A 16,702-nucleotide genomic window follows, 5' to 3' on the forward strand; every position below is an offset into this window, starting at 1 on the left:
ATTTGCCGATAACGGATTGATCTGGATCGGCTTTCCCGAGGAGGCACTCGATGCGTGGAGCCACGCACGCCAAATGGGCCGCTTGCGCGGCGGCGGTAGCCCTCGCGGCGACCGCCTGTGGGGGCGGGAGCAGCGGCAGCGGCGGCGGCGGTGACGGCAGCGCGGTCCTCAGTGCCTCCTGGGGCGACCCCCAGAACCCGCTGGAGCCGGCCAACACCAACGAGGTGCAGGGCGGCAAGGTCCTCGACATGGTCTTCCGCGGTCTCAAGCGCTACGACCCGAAGACCGGCAAGGCCGCGGACATGCTCGCCGACAAGATCGAGACCACGGATTCGCAGAACTTCACGGTTACGGTGAAGAGCGGCTGGAAGTTCAGCAACGGCGAGGCGGTGACCGCGAAGTCGTTCGTCGACGCCTGGAACTACGGTGCCAGCCTCAAGAACAACCAGAAGAACGCGTACTTCTTCGGATACATCGAGGGCTACGACAAGGTCCACCCCGACAGCGGCTCACAGTCCGCCGACACCCTCAGCGGGCTCAAGGTGACGGGCACCAACACCTTCACCATCAAGCTCACCCAGAAGTTCTCGACCTTCCCCGACACCCTCGGCTACGCGGCCTACTCCCCGCTGCCGTCGACGTTCTTCTCCGACCACGCCGCCTGGCTGAAGAAGCCGGTGGGCAACGGGCCGTACGCCATCGAGTCGTACACCAAGGGCTCGCAGATGCAGCTCAAGAAGTGGGACGGCTACACCGGTGCGGACAAGGCCCAGAACGGTGGCGTGACCCTCAAGGTCTACACGGACAACAACACCGCCTACACCGACCTGATGGCCGGCAACCTTGATCTGGTCGACGATGTCCCGGCGGCTCAACTCAAGAACGTCAAGAACGACCTCGGTGGTCGTTACATCAACACGCCCGCCGGGATCATCCAGACGCTCGCGTTCCCGTACTACGACAAGAACTGGAACAAGAGCGGCTCGGAGAAGGTCCGCACGGGGCTGTCCATGGCCATCAACCGGGACCAGATCACCAACACGATCTTCCAGAAGACCCGCACCCCGGCCACCGACTGGACCTCCCCGGTGCTCGGCACCGCGGGCGGCTTCCAGGACGGGCTGTGCGGGGACGCCTGCAAGTACAACCCGACCGAGGCGAAGAAGCTCGTCCAGGAGGGCGGCGGGATTCCCGGCGGGCAGGTCAAGATCACGTACAACGCGGACACGGGCTCGCACAAGGAATGGGTGGACGCCGTGTGCAACTCCATCAACAACGCGCTCGGCAACGACAAGGCATGCGTCGGCAACCCGGTCGGCACCTTCGCGGACTTCCGCAACCAGATCGGCCAGCACAAGATGACGGGGCCGTTCCGGGCCGGCTGGCAGATGGACTACCCGCTCATCCAGAACTTCCTCCAGCCGCTCTACTACACCAACGCCTCCTCGAACGACGGCCAGTGGTCCAACAAGGACTTCGACAAACTCGTCAACCAGGCCAACGCGGAGACCGACACCGCCAAGGCGATCAAGCTCTTCCAACAGGCCGAGGGTGTCGTACGGGACAACATGGCCGCCATCCCGCTCTGGTACCAGAACGGCAGCGCGGGCTACTCCGACCGGCTCTCCAACGTGGCGCTCAACCCGTTCAGCGTCCCGGTCTACAACGAGATCAAGGTCGGCTGACCCGCGATGGGGCGGTACGTCGTCCGGCGGCTGCTGCAGATGATCCCGGTCTTCATCGGCGCCACACTGCTGATCTTCCTGATGGTGAACGTGATGGGCGACCCCATCGCGGGCCTCTGCGGCGACCGGCAGTGCGACCCGGCGACGGCCGCCCAGCTCAAGCGCGAGTTCGGCCTCGACAAGCCCGTGTGGCAGCAGTACCTGACCTACATGGGGAACGTCTTCACCGGTGACTTCGGGACGGCGTTCAACGGCCAGAAGGTCACCGAGCTGATGGCGACCGCGTTCCCCGTCACCATCCGGCTGACCCTCGTGGCGATCGTCATCGAGGTCGTCGTCGGCATCGCGCTGGGCGTCATCACCGGCCTTCGGCGCGGCCGCCCGATCGACACCAGCGTGCTGCTGCTCACCCTCGTCGTCATCTCCGTCCCCACCTTCGTCACCGGTCTGCTGCTGCAACTGCTGCTCGGTGTCGAGTGGGGCTGGATCAAACCGTCCGTCTCAACGGACGCCACCTTCAGCGAGCTGATCGTCCCCGGTCTCGTCCTCGCCTCGGTCTCCCTCGCGTACGTGACCCGGCTGACGCGCACCTCCATCGCGGAGAACAAGCGCTCCGACTACGTCCGTACGGCCGTCGCGAAGGGCCTGCCGAGGCGCCGGGTGATCGTCCGGCACCTGCTGCGCAACTCGCTCATCCCCGTGGTCACCTTCATCGGCACCGACATCGGCGCCCTGATGGGCGGCGCGATCGTCACCGAGCGGATCTTCAACATCCACGGCGTCGGCTTCCAGCTCTACCAGGGGATCGTCCGCCAGAACACGCAGACCGTCGTCGGCTTCGTGACGATCCTCGTCCTCGTCTTCCTGGTCGCCAACCTCCTCGTCGACCTCCTGTACGCCGTACTCGACCCGAGGATCCGCTATGCCTGAGCAGCCGTTCGAGCAGGATCGCGCCATCGCCGGGACCGGCATGGGCGGGGCGATGGACCTCGCCACGAGCGAGGCGGAGACCCTGGAGCGGACCCCGGGCGGCCCGGAGGGCACCGGCCCGGCGGAGCGGCCCCGCTCCCTCTGGTCCGACGCGTGGCGAGACCTGCGCCGCAACCCCGTCTTCATCATCTCCGCGCTCGTGATCCTCTTCCTGATCGTCATCTCCCTCTGGCCCTCGCTGATCGCCTCGGGCAACCCCCTCAAGTGCGACCTCGCGAAGGCCCAGGAGGGCTCCCAGCCGGGCCATCCCTTCGGCTACGACGGTCAGGGCTGCGACGTCTACACGCGCACGGTCTACGGCACCCGTACGTCCGTCACGGTGGGCGTCCTCGCCACGCTGGGCGTCGCGCTCTTCGGGTCGGTGCTGGGGGGCCTCGCCGGGTTCTTCGGCGGGGCCTGGGACTCGCTCCTCTCCCGCCTCACGGACATCTTCTTCGCGATCCCGGTAGTCCTGGGCGGCCTGGTCCTGCTGTCGGTGGTCACCAGCAACACGGTCTGGCCGGTCATCGGCTTCATGGTGCTGCTCGGCTGGCCGCAGATCTCCCGCATCGCCCGCGGCTCGGTCATCACCGCCAAACAGAACGACTACGTCCAGGCCGCCCGAGCCCTCGGCGCCTCCAACTCCCGCCTCCTGCTACGGCACATCACCCCGAACGCGGTAGCCCCGGTGATCGTCGTCGCGACCATCGCCCTGGGCACCTACATCTCCCTGGAGGCGACCCTGTCCTACCTCGGCGTGGGCCTGAAGCCCCCCACGGTCAGCTGGGGCATCGACATCTCCGCGGCCTCCGCCTACATCCGCAACGCCCCCCACATGCTCCTCTGGCCGGCCGGAGCCCTGGCGATCACCGTCCTGGCGTTCATCATGCTGGGCGACGCGGTGCGGGATGCCCTTGATCCGAAGTTGAGGTGAGGGGTGTGTTTTTGAGCGGGTGTGAGGTGAGCGGTCGATGGTTGGGCCCGGTTCCCGCAGGCGGTTGGGCGAGAGACGCGGGTGTGCCGTCGCCATCGGTCCCGTCCGCCCGGTCGCCTGGGGCGTCTGCGGTCCCCGTGTCCGCGTTCTCTCCGCTCGGCGGCGCGGCTCGCGACGCCGATGGCGTGAGGGTGGTGGAAGTGAGTGGGCTGCGGCTGGTCCGAGTACCTGTGGGGTTGCGGAGCCTGGCCGGAACTTGGGCACGGGCCGCCGGTGGGGTGGCCGTGGGAGCGCCGTCTGCACCGGCTGCGCGTTGTGCCTCGGTTGTGCCTGCGGTCCCCGTCCCCGCCTTCCTCGTGCCCGGCGACGCGATGCGCGACGCCCTCGGATCCGAAGGCGAGGTGATGGCGTGCTGACGCTGCAAGCGCGTGGTCTGCGGCGGGGGCTGCCGAGCGGGCCGGGTGCGCTGTTCGCCCCGGCCGCCCGGTTCGTGTTCGTCATGTTCGGCGGCGCGGTGTGCGGCGTCTCTGATCCGAAGGTGAGGTGATCGGCGTCATGTTGCTCGAAGTGCGGGATCTGCACGTGGAGTTCAGGACCAGGGACGGGGTCGCCAAGGCTGTCAACGGGGTCAATTACAGCGTGGACGCGGGGGAGACCCTCGCCGTGCTGGGGGAGTCGGGGTCCGGGAAGTCCGTGACCGCGCAGGCCGTCATGGGGATCCTCGATGTGCCGCCAGGGAAGATCACCGGTGGGGAAATCCTGTTCCGGGGGCAGGATCTGCTCAAGTTCAAGGAGGACGAGCGGCGCAAGGTCCGCGGCGCCGAGATGGCGATGATCTTCCAGGACGCGCTGTCCTCGCTCAACCCCGTGCTCTCCGTGGGCGACCAGCTCGGCGAGATGTTCATCGTGCACCGGGGGATGTCCCGCAAGGACGCCCGCGCCAAGGCGGTCGAGCTGATGGAGCGGGTACGGATCCCGGCCGCCAAGGAACGCGTCCGCGACTACCCCCACCAGTTCTCCGGCGGTATGCGCCAGCGCATCATGATCGCCATGGCGCTCGCCCTGGAGCCGGCGCTGATCATCGCCGACGAACCCACCACCGCCCTCGACGTCACCGTCCAGGCCCAAGTCATGGACCTGCTCGCCGAGTTGCAGCGCGAGCTGCACATGGGGCTCATCCTCATCACCCACGACCTCGGAGTCGTCGCCGACGTCGCCGACAAGATCGCCGTGATGTACGCCGGGCGGATCGTCGAGTCGGCCCCGGTCCATGACATCTACAAGGCCCCGGCACATCCGTATACGCGCGGTCTGTTGGACTCGATCCCCCGCCTGGACCAGAAGGGGCAGGAGCTCTACGCCATCAAGGGCCTCCCGCCGAACCTCATGCACATCCCGCCCGGCTGCGCCTTCAACCCCCGCTGCCCGATGGCCCAGGATGTGTGCCGGACGGACGAACCACCCCTCTACGACGTGGACGAACACCGGGGCAGCGCCTGCCACTTCTGGAGGGAGTGCCTCAATGGTTGAGTCAACGGTTGAGCCGATCCTGGAAGTCAGTGGACTGGTCAAGCACTACCCGTTGACCCAGGGCATTCTGTTCAAGAAACAGGTCGGTGCCGTCAAGGCCGTCGACGGTGTGGACTTCACGCTCAACAGGGGAGAGACCCTCGGCATCGTCGGGGAGTCCGGGTGCGGCAAGTCGACCGTCGCCAAGATGCTGGTCAACCTTGAACGGCCGACGGACGGGTCGATCAAGTTCAAGGGCGAGGACATCAGCCGTATGTCGGGCCGTGCGCTCAAGGCCGCGCGGCGCAACATCCAGATGGTGTTCCAGGACCCGTACACCTCGCTCAACCCCCGCATGACCGTCGGCGACATCATCGGGGAGCCGTACGAGATCCATCCCGAGGCGGCGCCGAAGGGCGACCGGCGCAAGCGGGTTCAGGATCTGCTGGACGTGGTCGGGCTCAACCCCGAGTACATCAACCGGTATCCGCACCAGTTCTCCGGCGGCCAGCGCCAACGCATCGGCATCGCACGGGGGTTGGCGCTGCGCCCCGAGGTCATCGTGGCCGACGAACCCGTCTCCGCGCTCGACGTCTCCGTGCAGGCCCAGGTGATCAACCTCCTCGACCGGCTCCAGGACGAGTTCGACCTGTCGTACATCTTCATCGCGCACGACCTGTCGATCGTCCGGCACATCTCGGACCGGGTCGGGGTCATGTACCTCGGCCGGATCGTGGAGATCGGCAGGGACGCCGAGATCTACGACCACCCGACGCACCCCTACACCCAGGCCCTGCTCTCCGCCGTACCCGTGCCCGACCCGGACGCGCGCGAGCACCGGGAGCGGATCATCCTGGCGGGCGACGTGCCGTCCCCGACGAACATCCCGTCCGGGTGCCGCTTCCGTACCCGCTGCTGGAAGGCGCAGGAACGGTGTGCGCTGGAGGTGCCGCTGCTCGCGGTACCGGCCGAGTTCCGGCTCGTGACCGGGCCCGCCGCGCACGACTCGGCCTGTCACTTCGCCGAGGAGAAGACGGTCGTACCAACGGAAGCGCCCCGGGACGATCTTGGGAATGAGGCGGAATAACAACACAAACAGGCATCAAACGCGTTAACACGCAGGCAACTCGACCGACCCGATCTCGATATACGGACGCGTCAATCTGAATGACGTACGGCCGTGCGGGTGCCGTAAACGGACCGGGGCGCGCCATGTCGCCCCGGTCCGTTGCCGTACCTAGACCAGGCCCAACGCCCGCTTCAGGAAGTCGACTTGGAGCAGCAGCAGGTTCTCGGCGACCTGTTCCTGCGGGGTCATGTGCGTCACCCCGGACAGCGGCAGCACCTCGTGCGGGCGGCCGGCGGCCAGCAGCGCGGAGGACAGTCGCAGGGCGTGCGCGACCACGACGTTGTCGTCGGCGAGGCCGTGCACGATCATCAGTGGGCGGTGCGGGTCGGCAGGCGAGGACAGCCCCTCGTCGGTGACGAGACCGCTCTTCGCGTACGACTCCGGGTCCGCGGCCGGGTCGCCGAGATACCGCTCCGTGTAGTGGGTGTCGTAGAGCCGCCAGTCGGTGACCGGGGCGCCCGCGATGCCCGCGTGGAAGACGTCCGGGCGGCGCAGCACGGCGAGCCCCGCGAGCCAACCGCCGTACGACCAACCGCGGATGGCCACCCGGGAGAGGTCGAGCGGATGGCTCTTCGCGAGGTCCTGGAGGGCGTCGATCTGGTCGTCCAGGGAGACCGTGAAGTCGCGGTGGACGGCCTTCTCCCAGGCCGGTGAGCGGCCGGGGGTGCCGCGGCCGTCGGCGACGAGCACCGCGAAACCCTGGTCGGCGAACCACTGGGACGTGAGGTGCGCGTTGTGTGCGGCGACCACGCGGGGGCCGTGCGGACCGCCGTAGGGATCCATCAGAACGGGCAGCGGATTCTCGCCGTCGTAGTCGCGTGGCATAAGCAGGGCGCACGGGACGCGGCGTGCGCCCCCCTCGGTGAACGTGATGCGCGGGGACATACCTGGATCTTCGGCGTACGAAGCGACCGTCACCGTCTTCCTGCCCTGGCGCAGGACCTGAACCTGGGTGCCCGGCCGCCCCGGTGTCGCCGACACCAGGACCGTCACGCCCCCGGCGCGTACCGCCGAGTGCACGCCGGGCTCCTGCGAGAGACGCTCCAGGCCGAGTTCGTTCACCCGGTAGACGTGCACCTCACCGGTCTCCGGGGCGGGCGCGTCCTCGCCCGCCGAGGCCGAGACCAGCACGCTGTCGTCCGAGACGTCCAGGACGGCGCGTACGTGCAACTGCGGCCCTGTGAGCAGGCGTTCACCCACCGCGAGCACCCGGGCGCCGCCCTCGTCCGCGATCCGCACAAGTCGTCCCGAAGGGCTCCAGCAGGGCACACCAGGGAAAAGATCAAGCCAAACTGGATCTTCGTCGGCGTGCACCATCCGGGTCGCCCCGGAGTCCGGCTCCACGGCCAGGAACAATTGGCTGCGCTGGTCCCGGGCCTGCACCAGCAGCAGCGGCGCCCCCGCCTCTGACCAGTGCACTCGCGCCAGATACGGGTAACGCGCCCGGTCCCAGACGACCTCCGCGCGCACCCCGTCCAGACCGACCACGTACAGCCGGACCTCCGCGTTGGCCGTGCCCGCCGCCGGATACGCCACCCGCTGCGGCTCGCGCTCGGGGTGGGCCGGATCGGCGATCCACCAGCGCCGCACCGGAGTGTCGTCCGCGCGCGCGACCAGCAGATGCTCCGAGTCCGGCGCCCACCAGAAGCCGCGGGTACGGCTCATCTCCTCGGCCGCGATGAACTCGGCCAGCCCATAGGTGACTTGTTCCGACTCCGGCTCGGCCAGCGCCCGGTCACCGTCGCCCTCGGCCCCTACGACCCGCAGGGCGCCGCCGGTGACGTAGGCGATGTGCCGTCCGTCGGGGGCGGGGCGGGGGTCGATCACCGGTCCGGGGACGGGGAGTTCACGTGCCGTGCCCGCCTCCAGGTCGGCCGTGAAAAGCCGCCCTGACAACGCGAAAGACGCCAACTCCACGGCGCTGTCGGTGGCGTAGCCGACGATCCCGGCACCGCCCTCACGGGTGCGTTCGCGGCGCGCCCGCTCCTCGGGCGAGAGGCGCTCCGAGGCGCCGCCCAGGAGGGCGCGCGGGTCGGCCGCCACGCGCTCCTCGCCGCCCGCCGGATCGAGGACCCACAGCGCGTTCGCCCGGTCCGTGCCGGAGGCGGAGCGCAGGAACACGACCCGGGAACCGTCGGGCGCCACGGTGAACGCGCGCGGCGCGCCGAGCGTGAACCGCTGGGTACGGGCGTGCCGTCGGGGGAAGGAGTCAGCCTCGGTCGTCATCCCCCGACCATATTGGCCATGCGCCCCCTTGTGCGGCTGTGCGCCGAGCGATGCGCGAGCGCGGATAGTTATGATCACTAGCGCTGGGTGGGTATCAACCTGCTGGCTGCTGTATGGATTTGCTCTACGGATCCACTCCATGGATCCATTGCCCCCATAGTCCGACCCCCCGAGTCCCTGGGATCATTGGAGGTGAGCCGCCGTGGCACTCTCGATTTCGGCGGTGGTGCTGCTGGCGATCGTCGTCTTCCTTCTGGTCAAGAAATCAGGGCTGAAGGGCGGGCATGCGGTCGTCTGCGTCCTCCTCGGGTTCTATCTGGCCTCCTCGACGGTCGCGCCCACGATCAGCGATCTCACGACGAACATCGCGAGCATGATCGGCAGCATCAAGTTCTGACGGCTCACCTTTAGGGTGGGCGCATGACGGAACTGCCCGGCCGTCGTCTGCTGCTGGTGCACGCGCACCCGGACGACGAGTCGATCAACAACGGCGCGACCATGGCCAAGTACGCGGCCGAGGGTGCCCACGTGACACTGGTCACGTGCACCCTCGGTGAGCACGGCGAGGTCATTCCGCCCGCACTGCGGCATCTGTCGGGCTCCGACCTGGCCGCGGAGCGGGAGCGCGAACTCACGGCCGCCATGAAGGCGCTCGGCGTCGCGGACCACGGCTTCCTGGGCGGCGCAGGGTGGTACCAGGACTCCGGGATGATGGGCACCCCGGACAACGACGACCCCGCCTGCTTCTGGCAGGCCGACGTCGACGAGGCCGCCGGACATCTCGTCGAGGTGATCCGCGAGAGCCGCCCCCAGGTCCTGATCACCTACGACCCCGACGGCGGCTACGGCCACCCCGACCACATCCAGGCCCACCGCGTCGCCATGCGCGCCGCCGAACTGGCCGCCGACGCCGGGCACCCGATCGCCAAGGTCTACTGGAACCGCGTCCCCCGGCCCGTCGTGGAGGAGGGCTTCGCGCGGCTCCGCGCCGCGCTGCCGGACCTGCCCTTCGCCGAGGCGGCCGCCGTGGACGACGTACCGGGTGTCGTGGACGGCGAGCGGATCACCGCGGCGATCGACGGCTCCGCGTACGCGGCCGCCAAGACCGCGGCCATGCGCGCGCACGCCACCCAGATCGAAGTCGCCCCGGACCAGCCGTACTTCGTGCTCTCCAACTACCTCGCGCAGCCGATCCTCACCACTGAGTACTACGAGTTGGTCCAGGGCGAGGCCGGCGGTCCGACGCCCGAGACAGACCTCTTCGAAGGGCTGGGCCTGTGATGAGCGCCAACCAGGGCGGCAGCCTGCTCGCCCAGCCGCTGCAACGGCCTTCCGGGCTACGGGTGTTGGCCTATCTGGGCCTCTTCGTGCTCGGCGCGGTCGTCGGGGTGGCGGGGGCGCTGGTGCAGGCCGCGTGGTTCCCGGGCGGGCTGCTGCTCGCGCTCGTGGGAGCGGCCGGACTCTTCCTCGGCGGGGCGAGAGCGGCCGACGGACGGGGCGGTGCCGTGGCGCCCGCCGCCGGTTGGATGGTCGCCGTCATCCTGCTCACCGCCAGCCGCCCGGAAGGCGACTTCCTCTTCGGCGCGGGAGTCGGTTCCTATCTCTTCCTGCTCGGCGGAATGGCTGTTGCTGTGATGTGTGCCACGTTGGGTTTGGGGCGGCAACCAAGCGGTCCTGACGTCCGACTTGGCAAGTGACGTACCACTTCGCGGTGAGGCGCGCGTGCGAGTCCGGTGTGGGTTTCCCCAGCGGCCGTGGGATACCGCCAAGAAGTGGCCAGTATGGTGGTGCGCGCCGCCGAGTCGCCCGTGGGTGTCGGGCGGCGGAGCCAACCGGGAGAACCTGCCTTGAGTCGTGAAACTGACACTCCGTCCTCCGGGCCCGACGGGCGCGGCGGAGCCGCTTACCCCTCGGGGACCCCGCCGTACGGGACGCCCGCGGCTTCCGACGACCGTACGGACGCGGGGCGTTCGGCCGCGCAGCCGGAGGAACGCAAGACCGAGACGACGCTGACGACCCGGATCCGGATCAACATCCCGGGGTCGCGGCCCATTCCGCCGGTCGTCGTGCGCACGCCCGTCGCGGACGCCGAGACCGGTGAGAGCGAGTCGACCGGCGAAATGCCGTTGCCCGGTGGCGGGATGCCCACGGCGACGGGCATCGTCGAGCCGACCGCCGAGATCGCGCTGCCGACGGCCGAGGAGAAGACCAGCGACTGGTTCGCACCCCGCAAGTCCGGCCCTGCGAAGGGCGGTCAGGGCGGTGGCGGCACCAACGGGGCCGGGATTCCCGGCGGTTCGGCCGCCGGAACCCCGAGCGGAGCCCGGCCGAGCGCCGGCCGTCCCGGTGGTGTGGTCGGCGGCATGACCGTGACGGGAGCGACCCGTCAGGGCGGCACGAACGGTGCCGGACTCGGCGGTGCCACCGGCGCGGGACCCGTCGCCCCCGGGCACGGCGGCGGCACCGGCTCCTTCGACGTGACCGAGGCGCTGGCGGCGGCCGGACAGTCGGGCAACGGCTCACGCCCGAACGGCGGCCCCGGCGAACCGCGCCGCGACGACCTGCCGTACTTCTCGGAGAACGGGCAGGGCGAGCAGGGCGGACAGGGTGGCTTCCCCGGGCCCAACGGGCAAGGCGGACAGGGTGGTTTCCCTGAGGCCAATGGCCACGGCGGCCCCGGTGGGCCGAGCGGTTTCAACGGCCCGAACGGGCGCGGCGGCCAGGGCGGACCCGAGGGTCCTGCGGGCCCAACCGGCGGTCCGGTCACCGGCGACGGCCTCATGTCGCCCTCGACGGGCGGCGAACCGGGGGCACCCAGCGCATTGAGCGGTTACGTCGACGGACCTGGCGGCGCGGGTGGGCCTGGCGGCGCCGGTGGACCCGGCGGCCCGGGCGGGCGTCGCGGCCGGCATGGCGGCGGCGGACCGGGCAGGGGCTCCGAGGGTCCCGGCGCGGGGCCTGGTGGTCCGGGCATGAGCCCCGGTGGACCTGGTGGTCCCGGCGTGGGAGGCCCCGGTGGTCCCGGCTCCGGGCTTGGTGGTCCGGGTGCTGGTCCCGGCGGACCGGGCATGGGCCCCGGCGGTCCTGGCATGGACGTTCCCGGTGGTCCCGGTGCCGGACCGGGTGGTCCGGGAATGGCGCCCGGAGGCCCGGGCATGAGCCCTGGCGGTCCCGGTGGTCCCGGTGGACTGGGCATGGGCCCCGGTGGCTCCGGTGCCGGACCGGGTGGTCCGGGCATGAGCCCCGGTGGACCTGGTCGTCCCGGCATGGGAGGTCCTGGCTCTGGGCTTGGTGGTCCGGGTGCTGGTCCCGGCGGACCGGGTGGTCCGGGCACCGGCATGGGTCCCGGCGGCCCCGGCATGGGCGCCCCCAGTGGACCCGGCGCCACCCCCGGAGGGCCCGGCATGATCCCCGGCGGTGGTCTCAGCGACGACACCGCCATCCTCACCCCGCAGAAGCCGGCCCCCGAGCCCGGCTACGGCGCCCCCGCCGACCAGGTCTCCGGACACACCGTCACCAGCGGGATGCCGGTCGTCCCGGGTACCGGGAACCCGCCGTTCGGCCCCGGTGCCCACCCCGACGGGCCGCTGCCGCACACGCCCCCGAAGCTGCCCGAGCCCGGCTCGACGCAGAGCGCGCCGGCCGCCAAGAACGCGGGCAAGAGCGCGGCGAAGAAAAAGAAGAAGGGCCGCAGCAAGCTGGTCCTGCTCCTCGTCGGTGTGTTCGTCCTCGCGGGCGGTGCCTACGGCGCCGGGCTGCTGATGAACCACACCGACGTGCCCAAGGGCACCACCGTGCTCGGCGTCGACATCGGCGGCGGCACCCGTGACGACGCCGTCAAGAAGCTCGACGACGCGTTCGGCGACCGGGTGAACAAGCCACTGAAGCTGTCGGTGGGCGGAAAGACGGTCTCGCTCAAGCCGGACCAGGCGGGGCTGCAGTTCGACTTCGCGTCCACGGTCAGCGCGGCCGCCACGAGCGACTACAACCCGGTCTCCGTGATCGGCTCGCTCTTCGGCCAGCACCGGGTCGTCCAGCCCGACATGCCGACCGACGAGGAGAAGCTCCAGGCCGCCCTGGCGGACCTCGGCGGCGGCTCCGGCTCCGGCGCGGTGACCGAGGGCACGATCGAGTTCAAGGCCGGCAAGGCGGTCGCCGTCTACGGCAAGGCGGGCAAGGCCATCGACGCGAGCGGCTCAGCCGACGCCGTGGAGGCCGCGTACCGCGCCGAGATCGAGACCGATACCGCCACCGCGGTGACGGTCCCGACCACCACCAAGCAGCCGACGGTCTCGAACGCCGAGGTCGACCGCGAGATGAAGGCCTTCGCCCAGCCGGCGATGTCCGGGCTGGTCACGGTCAAGACGGACACCGGGGTCTCGGTGCCGATGAGCCCGCAGAACTCCCTGTGGAAGTTCCTCAAGGTGAAGGCCGTCGACGGCAAGCTCGTCGACAGCCCCGACCTGACCGCGCTCAAGGAGCTCTACGGCAACGCCTTCGACGGGGTGAAGATCACCCGGGCCACCGGCCAGAAGACCGCCGTCACGCCCCAGGACGTCTACCTGGCCCTGCGCAAGGCGCTGGTGAGCAAGACCGACCGGGTGGGGATCATCGTCACGAACCCCAGCTAGGGGCTCAGCCGAAACGAGGGGGCACCCGGCACTCGCCGGGTGCCCCCTCGTCGTAGGAACGTCGTATGACAACTGTCATGCGGCACACCGGACCGCCGACACTGCCGGGCACCGGCCGCCGGCGGCCACGATGAGGGCATGACGACAACAGCGGCGACCACCACCAGCCCAGTGGTCGAGTTCGATCAGGTGAGCAAGAGCTACGGCAGCGTACGGGCCGTCGACGGTCTGTCGCTCGCGCTCCACCCGGGCGAGACGGTGGCCCTGCTGGGTCCGAACGGGGCCGGGAAGTCGACCACCCTCGACCTGCTGCTCGGCCTCAAGCAGGCCGACCAGGGCCGGGTCGGCGTCTTCGGTGCCAGCCCCCGCGAGGCCATCGTCGCCGGGCGGGTGGGCGCGATGCTGCAGAGCGGCGGGCTGATGGACGAGGTGACGGTGGCCGAACTGGTGAGGCTCGCCTGCGACCTGCACCCGAAGCCGTACAAGGCGACCGACGTCCTCGCCCGCGCGGGCATCGCCCAGATCGCCGACCGCAAGGTCAACAAGCTCTCCGGCGGCCAGGCCCAGCGCGTCCGCTTCGCCCTCGCGACGGCCGGCGACAGCGATCTGATCGTCCTCGACGAGCCCACCACCGGTATGGACGTCTCCGCCCGGCAGGCCTTCTGGGCCACCATGCGCGAACAGGCCGACCAGGGCCGTACGGTCCTCTTCGCCACCCACTACCTCGAAGAGGCCGACGCCATCGCGGACCGCGTGCTGGTCCTGCACCGCGGCCGGCTGCTCGCCGACGGCACCTCCGCCGAGATCAAGGCGAAGGCCGGCGCGCGCCGGGTCGCCTTCGACCTGGACGGCGAGATCGACGAGGCGCCGCTGCGGTCCCTGCCCTTCCTGACCACCATCGACATCAGCGGATCGACCGTCCGCATCCAGTCCACCGACGCCGACGCGACCGTCCACGCGCTCTACGGCCTCGGCGTCTACCCCCGCAACCTCGAAGTCGCCGGACTCGGCCTGGAGCAGGCCTTCGTCGCCATCACCACCGCCGAGGAGGCCAAGCAGTCATGAACAGCCTGATCCGACTGGAACTCACCCGCGCCCTGCGCAACCGCAAGTTCCTGTTCTTCTCGGTGATCTACCCCTCGGTGATCTTCCTGCTGGTCTCCAACCAGACCGGCAACGTGGAGGGCACCGGCCTGAGCGTCGCGAAGTACGTCATGGTCTCCATGGCCTCCTTCGGCGCCCTGACCGCCGTCCTGATGGGCAACAGCGAGCGCATCGCCAAGGAGCGCGAGAACGGCTGGGTGCGGCAGCTCCGGCTGACCCCGCTGCCCGGGCGCGGCTACGTCCTCGCCAAGACCGCGAGCGCCGCCGTGGTCAGCCTGCCGTCGATCGTGGTCGTCTTCGCCGTCGCCGCCCTGGTGAAGGACGTACGGCTGGACGCCTGGCAGTGGCTCGCGCTGACCGGCGCGATCTGGGCCGGCAGCCTCGTCTTCGCGGCGCTCGGCGTGGCCATCGGGTATCTGGCGAGCGGGGACGCGGTCCGCCCGATCACGATGATCATCTACTTCGGCCTGTCCATCCTCGGCGGCCTGTGGTTCCCGTCCACGACCTTCCCGACCTGGCTGCAGGACATCGCGAAGTGGCTGCCCACACACGCGTACGCTGCCCTGGGGCAGGCCATCGAGCAGAGCCAGTCGCCCCACGCCAAGGACGTCACCCTCCTCGTCGTCTACTTCGCCCTGTTCGCGGGCGGGGCGGCGTGGCTGTACCGGAAGGACACGCTGAAGGCGTGAGCGCGATGACCGAAGACCCGCGGTCCGAAGAGGAAGTCCGGGCGGAGCGGCTGGTGCGCATCGGACGGCCGCCCCGCAACCGGGCCGAGGTGATCCGCAAGCTGGTGTGGGTCCTGCCCTGGCTGGTCTTCCTCGGCTCCCCGGTGGGCGACCTGGCCTCGGGCCACCACACGACCTGGGCCACGGCGGCCGGCTGGGCGGGACTGCTGGTCTTCGTCGGGACCTATCTGGCCGTGGTCTTCCGCACCATGGGCCGGCCCTACGCCGGCGGGACGATCGTCGCGCTGGTCGCCGTGCTCTGGGTGCTGGGCCTCGTCCTGGCCCTCTGCTTCGGCAGCGCCTGGCTCGGCGTCTTCGTGTACGTCTCCGTCACCTGCGGGGTGACCCTCCCGCTGACCACCGCTTACTGGACGATCCCGCTGACCACCGCCGCGATGATGCTGGCGGGATGGGCCGCCGACGACCTGGACGACGCCTGGGGCCTGTTCCTGGTGGTGCTGCTGGTGGGGTACTCCATGACGGGCGTACGCCAACTCGTGCGCACGACCGTCGAGTTGCGCAAGGCCCGCGCCACCGTCGCCCAACTCGCCGCCAACGAGGAGCGGTTGCGCCTCGCCCGTGATCTGCACGACCTGCTCGGCCACTCGCTCTCGCTGATCACCCTGAAGAGCGAACTCGCCGGCCGGATGCTCCCCGACCACCCCGACAAGGCGGCCCAGCAGGTCGCCGACATCGAACAGGTCAGCCGCCAGGCCCTGGTGGACGTCCGCGAGGCCGTCACGGGCTACCGCCGCCCCCGCCTGGCCGACGAACTCGCGGGCGCCCAGATCGCGTTGACGGCGGCCGGGGTCACGGCCGACCTCCCCGTCGAACCGGACCTCGCCCACCTCCCCGAGGACAGCGAGTCCGCGCTGGCCTGGGCCCTGCGCGAGGCGGTCACCAATGTCGTACGGCACAGCGGCGCCCAGCGGTGTGTCGTGGAACTGGTCCGGCGTCAGACCCTCGACGGCCCGATGCTCGAACTGTCCGTCGAGGACAACGGCTCGGGCGGCTCCGGCAAGGGCCCGGGCAACGGTCTCAGCGGGCTGACCGAGCGCCTGGAGAAGGTCGGGGGCTCCCTGGAGGCGGCCCGCGTCAAACACGGCTTCCGGCTGGTGGCACGGGTGCCCGCCGACGCTCAGGTCTCCTCGGCGGACGTAGGATCGCCCGCATGAGCCGTACGATCAAGGTCCTGCTCGCCGAGGACCAGTCGATGGTCCGCGAGGCACTGGCCGCGCTGCTCGGCCTGGAGGACGACATCGAGGTCGTCGCCCAAGTGGCGCGCGGCGACGAGGTGTTGGCGGCGGTCCGGGAGCACGCCGTGGACGTGGCCCTCCTCGACATCGAGATGCCGGGCTGCACGGGCATCGAGGCGGCGGCCCGGGTCCACAAGGAACTCCCCGGTGTGAAGCTGGTCGTCCTCACCACCTTCGGCCGGCCCGGCTACCTCCGCAGCGCGATGGAGGCGGGCGCCGACGCGTTCCTGGTCAAGGACGCCCCGGCGGCCCAACTCGCCGCAGCCGTACGGAAGGTGCTGGCGGGGGAGCGGGTCATCGACCCCACCCTCGCGGCGGCGGCCCTGGCCGAGGGCGCCAACCCGCTCACCGACCGCGAACGCGAGGTCCTCAGAGCGGCGGCGGACGGCTCCACCAACGCCGAACTCGCCACCGCCCTCCACCTCTCCCAGGGCACGGTGCGCAACTACCTGTCGACCGCCATCCAGAAACTGGCGGTGCGCAACAGGGCGGAGGCGGTGCGGATCGCGCGGGAGAAGGGCTGGCTGTAGG

General features: G+C 70.2%; 15 protein-coding genes. 14 read left to right on the forward strand and 1 reads right to left on the reverse strand.

All coding sequences use genetic code 11. The features are described 5' to 3' along the window. Positions 1 to 50 precede the first annotated feature (50 nt). The 6 genes from ABZT04_RS41265 to ABZT04_RS41290 all read left to right on the forward strand — a co-directional run bounded on the left by ABZT04_RS41265 (position 51) and on the right by ABZT04_RS41290 (position 6,184). The gene (locus ABZT04_RS41265; protein WP_356064543.1) at positions 51 to 1,685 is read left to right on the forward strand and encodes an ABC transporter substrate-binding protein; all 1,635 of its coding nucleotides are present in this window, start codon (positions 51 to 53) and stop codon (positions 1,683 to 1,685) included. 6 nt (positions 1,686 to 1,691) lie between these two features. Then, the gene (locus tag ABZT04_RS41270) at positions 1,692 to 2,615 is read left to right on the forward strand and encodes an ABC transporter permease (protein ID WP_356064546.1); all 924 of its coding nucleotides are present in this window, start codon (positions 1,692 to 1,694) and stop codon (positions 2,613 to 2,615) included. Next, complete coding sequence (locus ABZT04_RS41275) at positions 2,608 to 3,588, forward strand: ABC transporter permease (RefSeq protein WP_356064549.1); 981 nt, start codon at positions 2,608 to 2,610, stop codon at positions 3,586 to 3,588. Before ABZT04_RS41270 ends, ABZT04_RS41275 begins: the two co-directional genes overlap by 8 nt. Before the next feature lie 409 nt (positions 3,589 to 3,997). Continuing rightward, positions 3,998 to 4,135, forward strand: coding sequence for a hypothetical protein (locus tag ABZT04_RS41280; RefSeq protein WP_356064551.1), 138 nt, complete (start codon positions 3,998 to 4,000; stop codon positions 4,133 to 4,135). An 8-nt stretch (positions 4,136 to 4,143) separates the two neighbouring features. Then, positions 4,144 to 5,118: an ABC transporter ATP-binding protein gene (locus ABZT04_RS41285; protein ID WP_356064553.1), complete on the forward strand. Its 975-nt coding sequence runs from the start codon at positions 4,144 to 4,146 to the stop codon at positions 5,116 to 5,118. Then, positions 5,111 to 6,184: a dipeptide ABC transporter ATP-binding protein gene (locus tag ABZT04_RS41290; protein ID WP_356064555.1), complete on the forward strand. Its 1,074-nt coding sequence runs from the start codon at positions 5,111 to 5,113 to the stop codon at positions 6,182 to 6,184. The genes ABZT04_RS41285 and ABZT04_RS41290 overlap by 8 nt, the downstream gene beginning before the upstream one ends. A 150-nt stretch (positions 6,185 to 6,334) precedes the next feature. Here the strand turns inward: ABZT04_RS41290 and ABZT04_RS41295 are convergent, their stop codons facing one another. Continuing rightward, complete coding sequence (locus ABZT04_RS41295; RefSeq protein WP_356064557.1) at positions 6,335 to 8,452, reverse strand: prolyl oligopeptidase family serine peptidase; 2,118 nt, start codon at positions 8,450 to 8,452, stop codon at positions 6,335 to 6,337. A gap of 202 nt (positions 8,453 to 8,654) precedes the next feature. On the opposite strand from ABZT04_RS41295, the gene ABZT04_RS41300 reads away from it, so the two are divergent. The 8 genes from ABZT04_RS41300 to ABZT04_RS41335 all read left to right on the forward strand — a co-directional run bounded on the left by ABZT04_RS41300 (position 8,655) and on the right by ABZT04_RS41335 (position 16,701). Beyond that, on the forward strand, positions 8,655 to 8,849 hold the full coding sequence (locus ABZT04_RS41300; RefSeq protein WP_019072052.1) for a hypothetical protein: 195 nt from the start codon (positions 8,655 to 8,657) through the stop codon (positions 8,847 to 8,849). A 23-nt stretch (positions 8,850 to 8,872) separates the two neighbouring features. Beyond that, complete coding sequence (gene mshB, locus ABZT04_RS41305; protein ID WP_356064560.1) at positions 8,873 to 9,733, forward strand: N-acetyl-1-D-myo-inositol-2-amino-2-deoxy-alpha-D-glucopyranoside deacetylase; 861 nt, start codon at positions 8,873 to 8,875, stop codon at positions 9,731 to 9,733. Continuing rightward, a complete protein-coding gene (locus ABZT04_RS41310; RefSeq protein WP_356064562.1) occupies positions 9,733 to 10,149 on the forward strand; it encodes a DUF6113 family protein in 417 nt (138 codons plus the stop codon). Before mshB ends, ABZT04_RS41310 begins: the two co-directional genes overlap by 1 nt. A gap of 84 nt (positions 10,150 to 10,233) precedes the next feature. Continuing rightward, on the forward strand, positions 10,234 to 13,083 hold the full coding sequence (locus tag ABZT04_RS41315; RefSeq protein WP_356064604.1) for a hypothetical protein: 2,850 nt from the start codon (positions 10,234 to 10,236) through the stop codon (positions 13,081 to 13,083). 138 nt (positions 13,084 to 13,221) lie between these two features. After that, positions 13,222 to 14,148: an ABC transporter ATP-binding protein gene (locus ABZT04_RS41320; protein WP_356064564.1), complete on the forward strand. Its 927-nt coding sequence runs from the start codon at positions 13,222 to 13,224 to the stop codon at positions 14,146 to 14,148. Further along, on the forward strand, positions 14,145 to 14,876 hold the full coding sequence (locus ABZT04_RS41325) for an ABC transporter permease (protein WP_356064566.1): 732 nt from the start codon (positions 14,145 to 14,147) through the stop codon (positions 14,874 to 14,876). The genes ABZT04_RS41320 and ABZT04_RS41325 overlap by 4 nt, the downstream gene beginning before the upstream one ends. Positions 14,877 to 14,881: 5 nt before the next feature. Then, positions 14,882 to 16,090, forward strand: coding sequence for a histidine kinase (locus ABZT04_RS41330; RefSeq protein ID WP_356064606.1), 1,209 nt, complete (start codon positions 14,882 to 14,884; stop codon positions 16,088 to 16,090). Then, positions 16,087 to 16,701, forward strand: coding sequence for a response regulator transcription factor (locus tag ABZT04_RS41335; RefSeq protein WP_356064569.1), 615 nt, complete (start codon positions 16,087 to 16,089; stop codon positions 16,699 to 16,701). The genes ABZT04_RS41330 and ABZT04_RS41335 overlap by 4 nt, the downstream gene beginning before the upstream one ends. Position 16,702: the final 1 nt, after the last annotated feature.

The sequence above is a fragment of the Streptomyces sp. NPDC005492 genome, assembly GCF_040605995.1.
Classification (GTDB): Bacteria; Actinomycetota; Actinomycetes; order Streptomycetales; family Streptomycetaceae; genus Streptomyces.

Excerpts from the sequence above, each read along its gene's own strand:
- ABZT04_RS41315 (WP_356064604.1), top strand. The coding sequence starts at position 10,234 with ATGGTGGTGCGCGCCGCCGAGTCGCCCGTGGGTGTCGGGCGGCGGAGC.
- ABZT04_RS41275 (WP_356064549.1), top strand. The coding sequence starts at position 2,608 with ATGCCTGAGCAGCCGTTCGAGCAGGATCGCGCCATCGCCGGGACCGGC.
- ABZT04_RS41330 (WP_356064606.1), top strand. The coding sequence starts at position 14,882 with ATGACCGAAGACCCGCGGTCCGAAGAGGAAGTCCGGGCGGAGCGGCTG.
- ABZT04_RS41285 (WP_356064553.1), top strand. The coding sequence starts at position 4,144 with ATGTTGCTCGAAGTGCGGGATCTGCACGTGGAGTTCAGGACCAGGGAC.
- ABZT04_RS41290 (WP_356064555.1), top strand. The coding sequence starts at position 5,111 with ATGGTTGAGTCAACGGTTGAGCCGATCCTGGAAGTCAGTGGACTGGTC.
- ABZT04_RS41265 (WP_356064543.1), top strand. The coding sequence starts at position 51 with ATGCGTGGAGCCACGCACGCCAAATGGGCCGCTTGCGCGGCGGCGGTA.
- ABZT04_RS41295 (WP_356064557.1), bottom strand. The coding sequence starts at position 8,452 with ATGACGACCGAGGCTGACTCCTTCCCCCGACGGCACGCCCGTACCCAG.
- ABZT04_RS41325 (WP_356064566.1), top strand. The coding sequence starts at position 14,145 with ATGAACAGCCTGATCCGACTGGAACTCACCCGCGCCCTGCGCAACCGC.
- ABZT04_RS41270 (WP_356064546.1), top strand. The coding sequence starts at position 1,692 with ATGGGGCGGTACGTCGTCCGGCGGCTGCTGCAGATGATCCCGGTCTTC.
- ABZT04_RS41320 (WP_356064564.1), top strand. The coding sequence starts at position 13,222 with ATGACGACAACAGCGGCGACCACCACCAGCCCAGTGGTCGAGTTCGAT.
- mshB (WP_356064560.1), top strand. The coding sequence starts at position 8,873 with ATGACGGAACTGCCCGGCCGTCGTCTGCTGCTGGTGCACGCGCACCCG.
- ABZT04_RS41310 (WP_356064562.1), top strand. The coding sequence starts at position 9,733 with ATGAGCGCCAACCAGGGCGGCAGCCTGCTCGCCCAGCCGCTGCAACGG.
- ABZT04_RS41335 (WP_356064569.1), top strand. The coding sequence starts at position 16,087 with ATGAGCCGTACGATCAAGGTCCTGCTCGCCGAGGACCAGTCGATGGTC.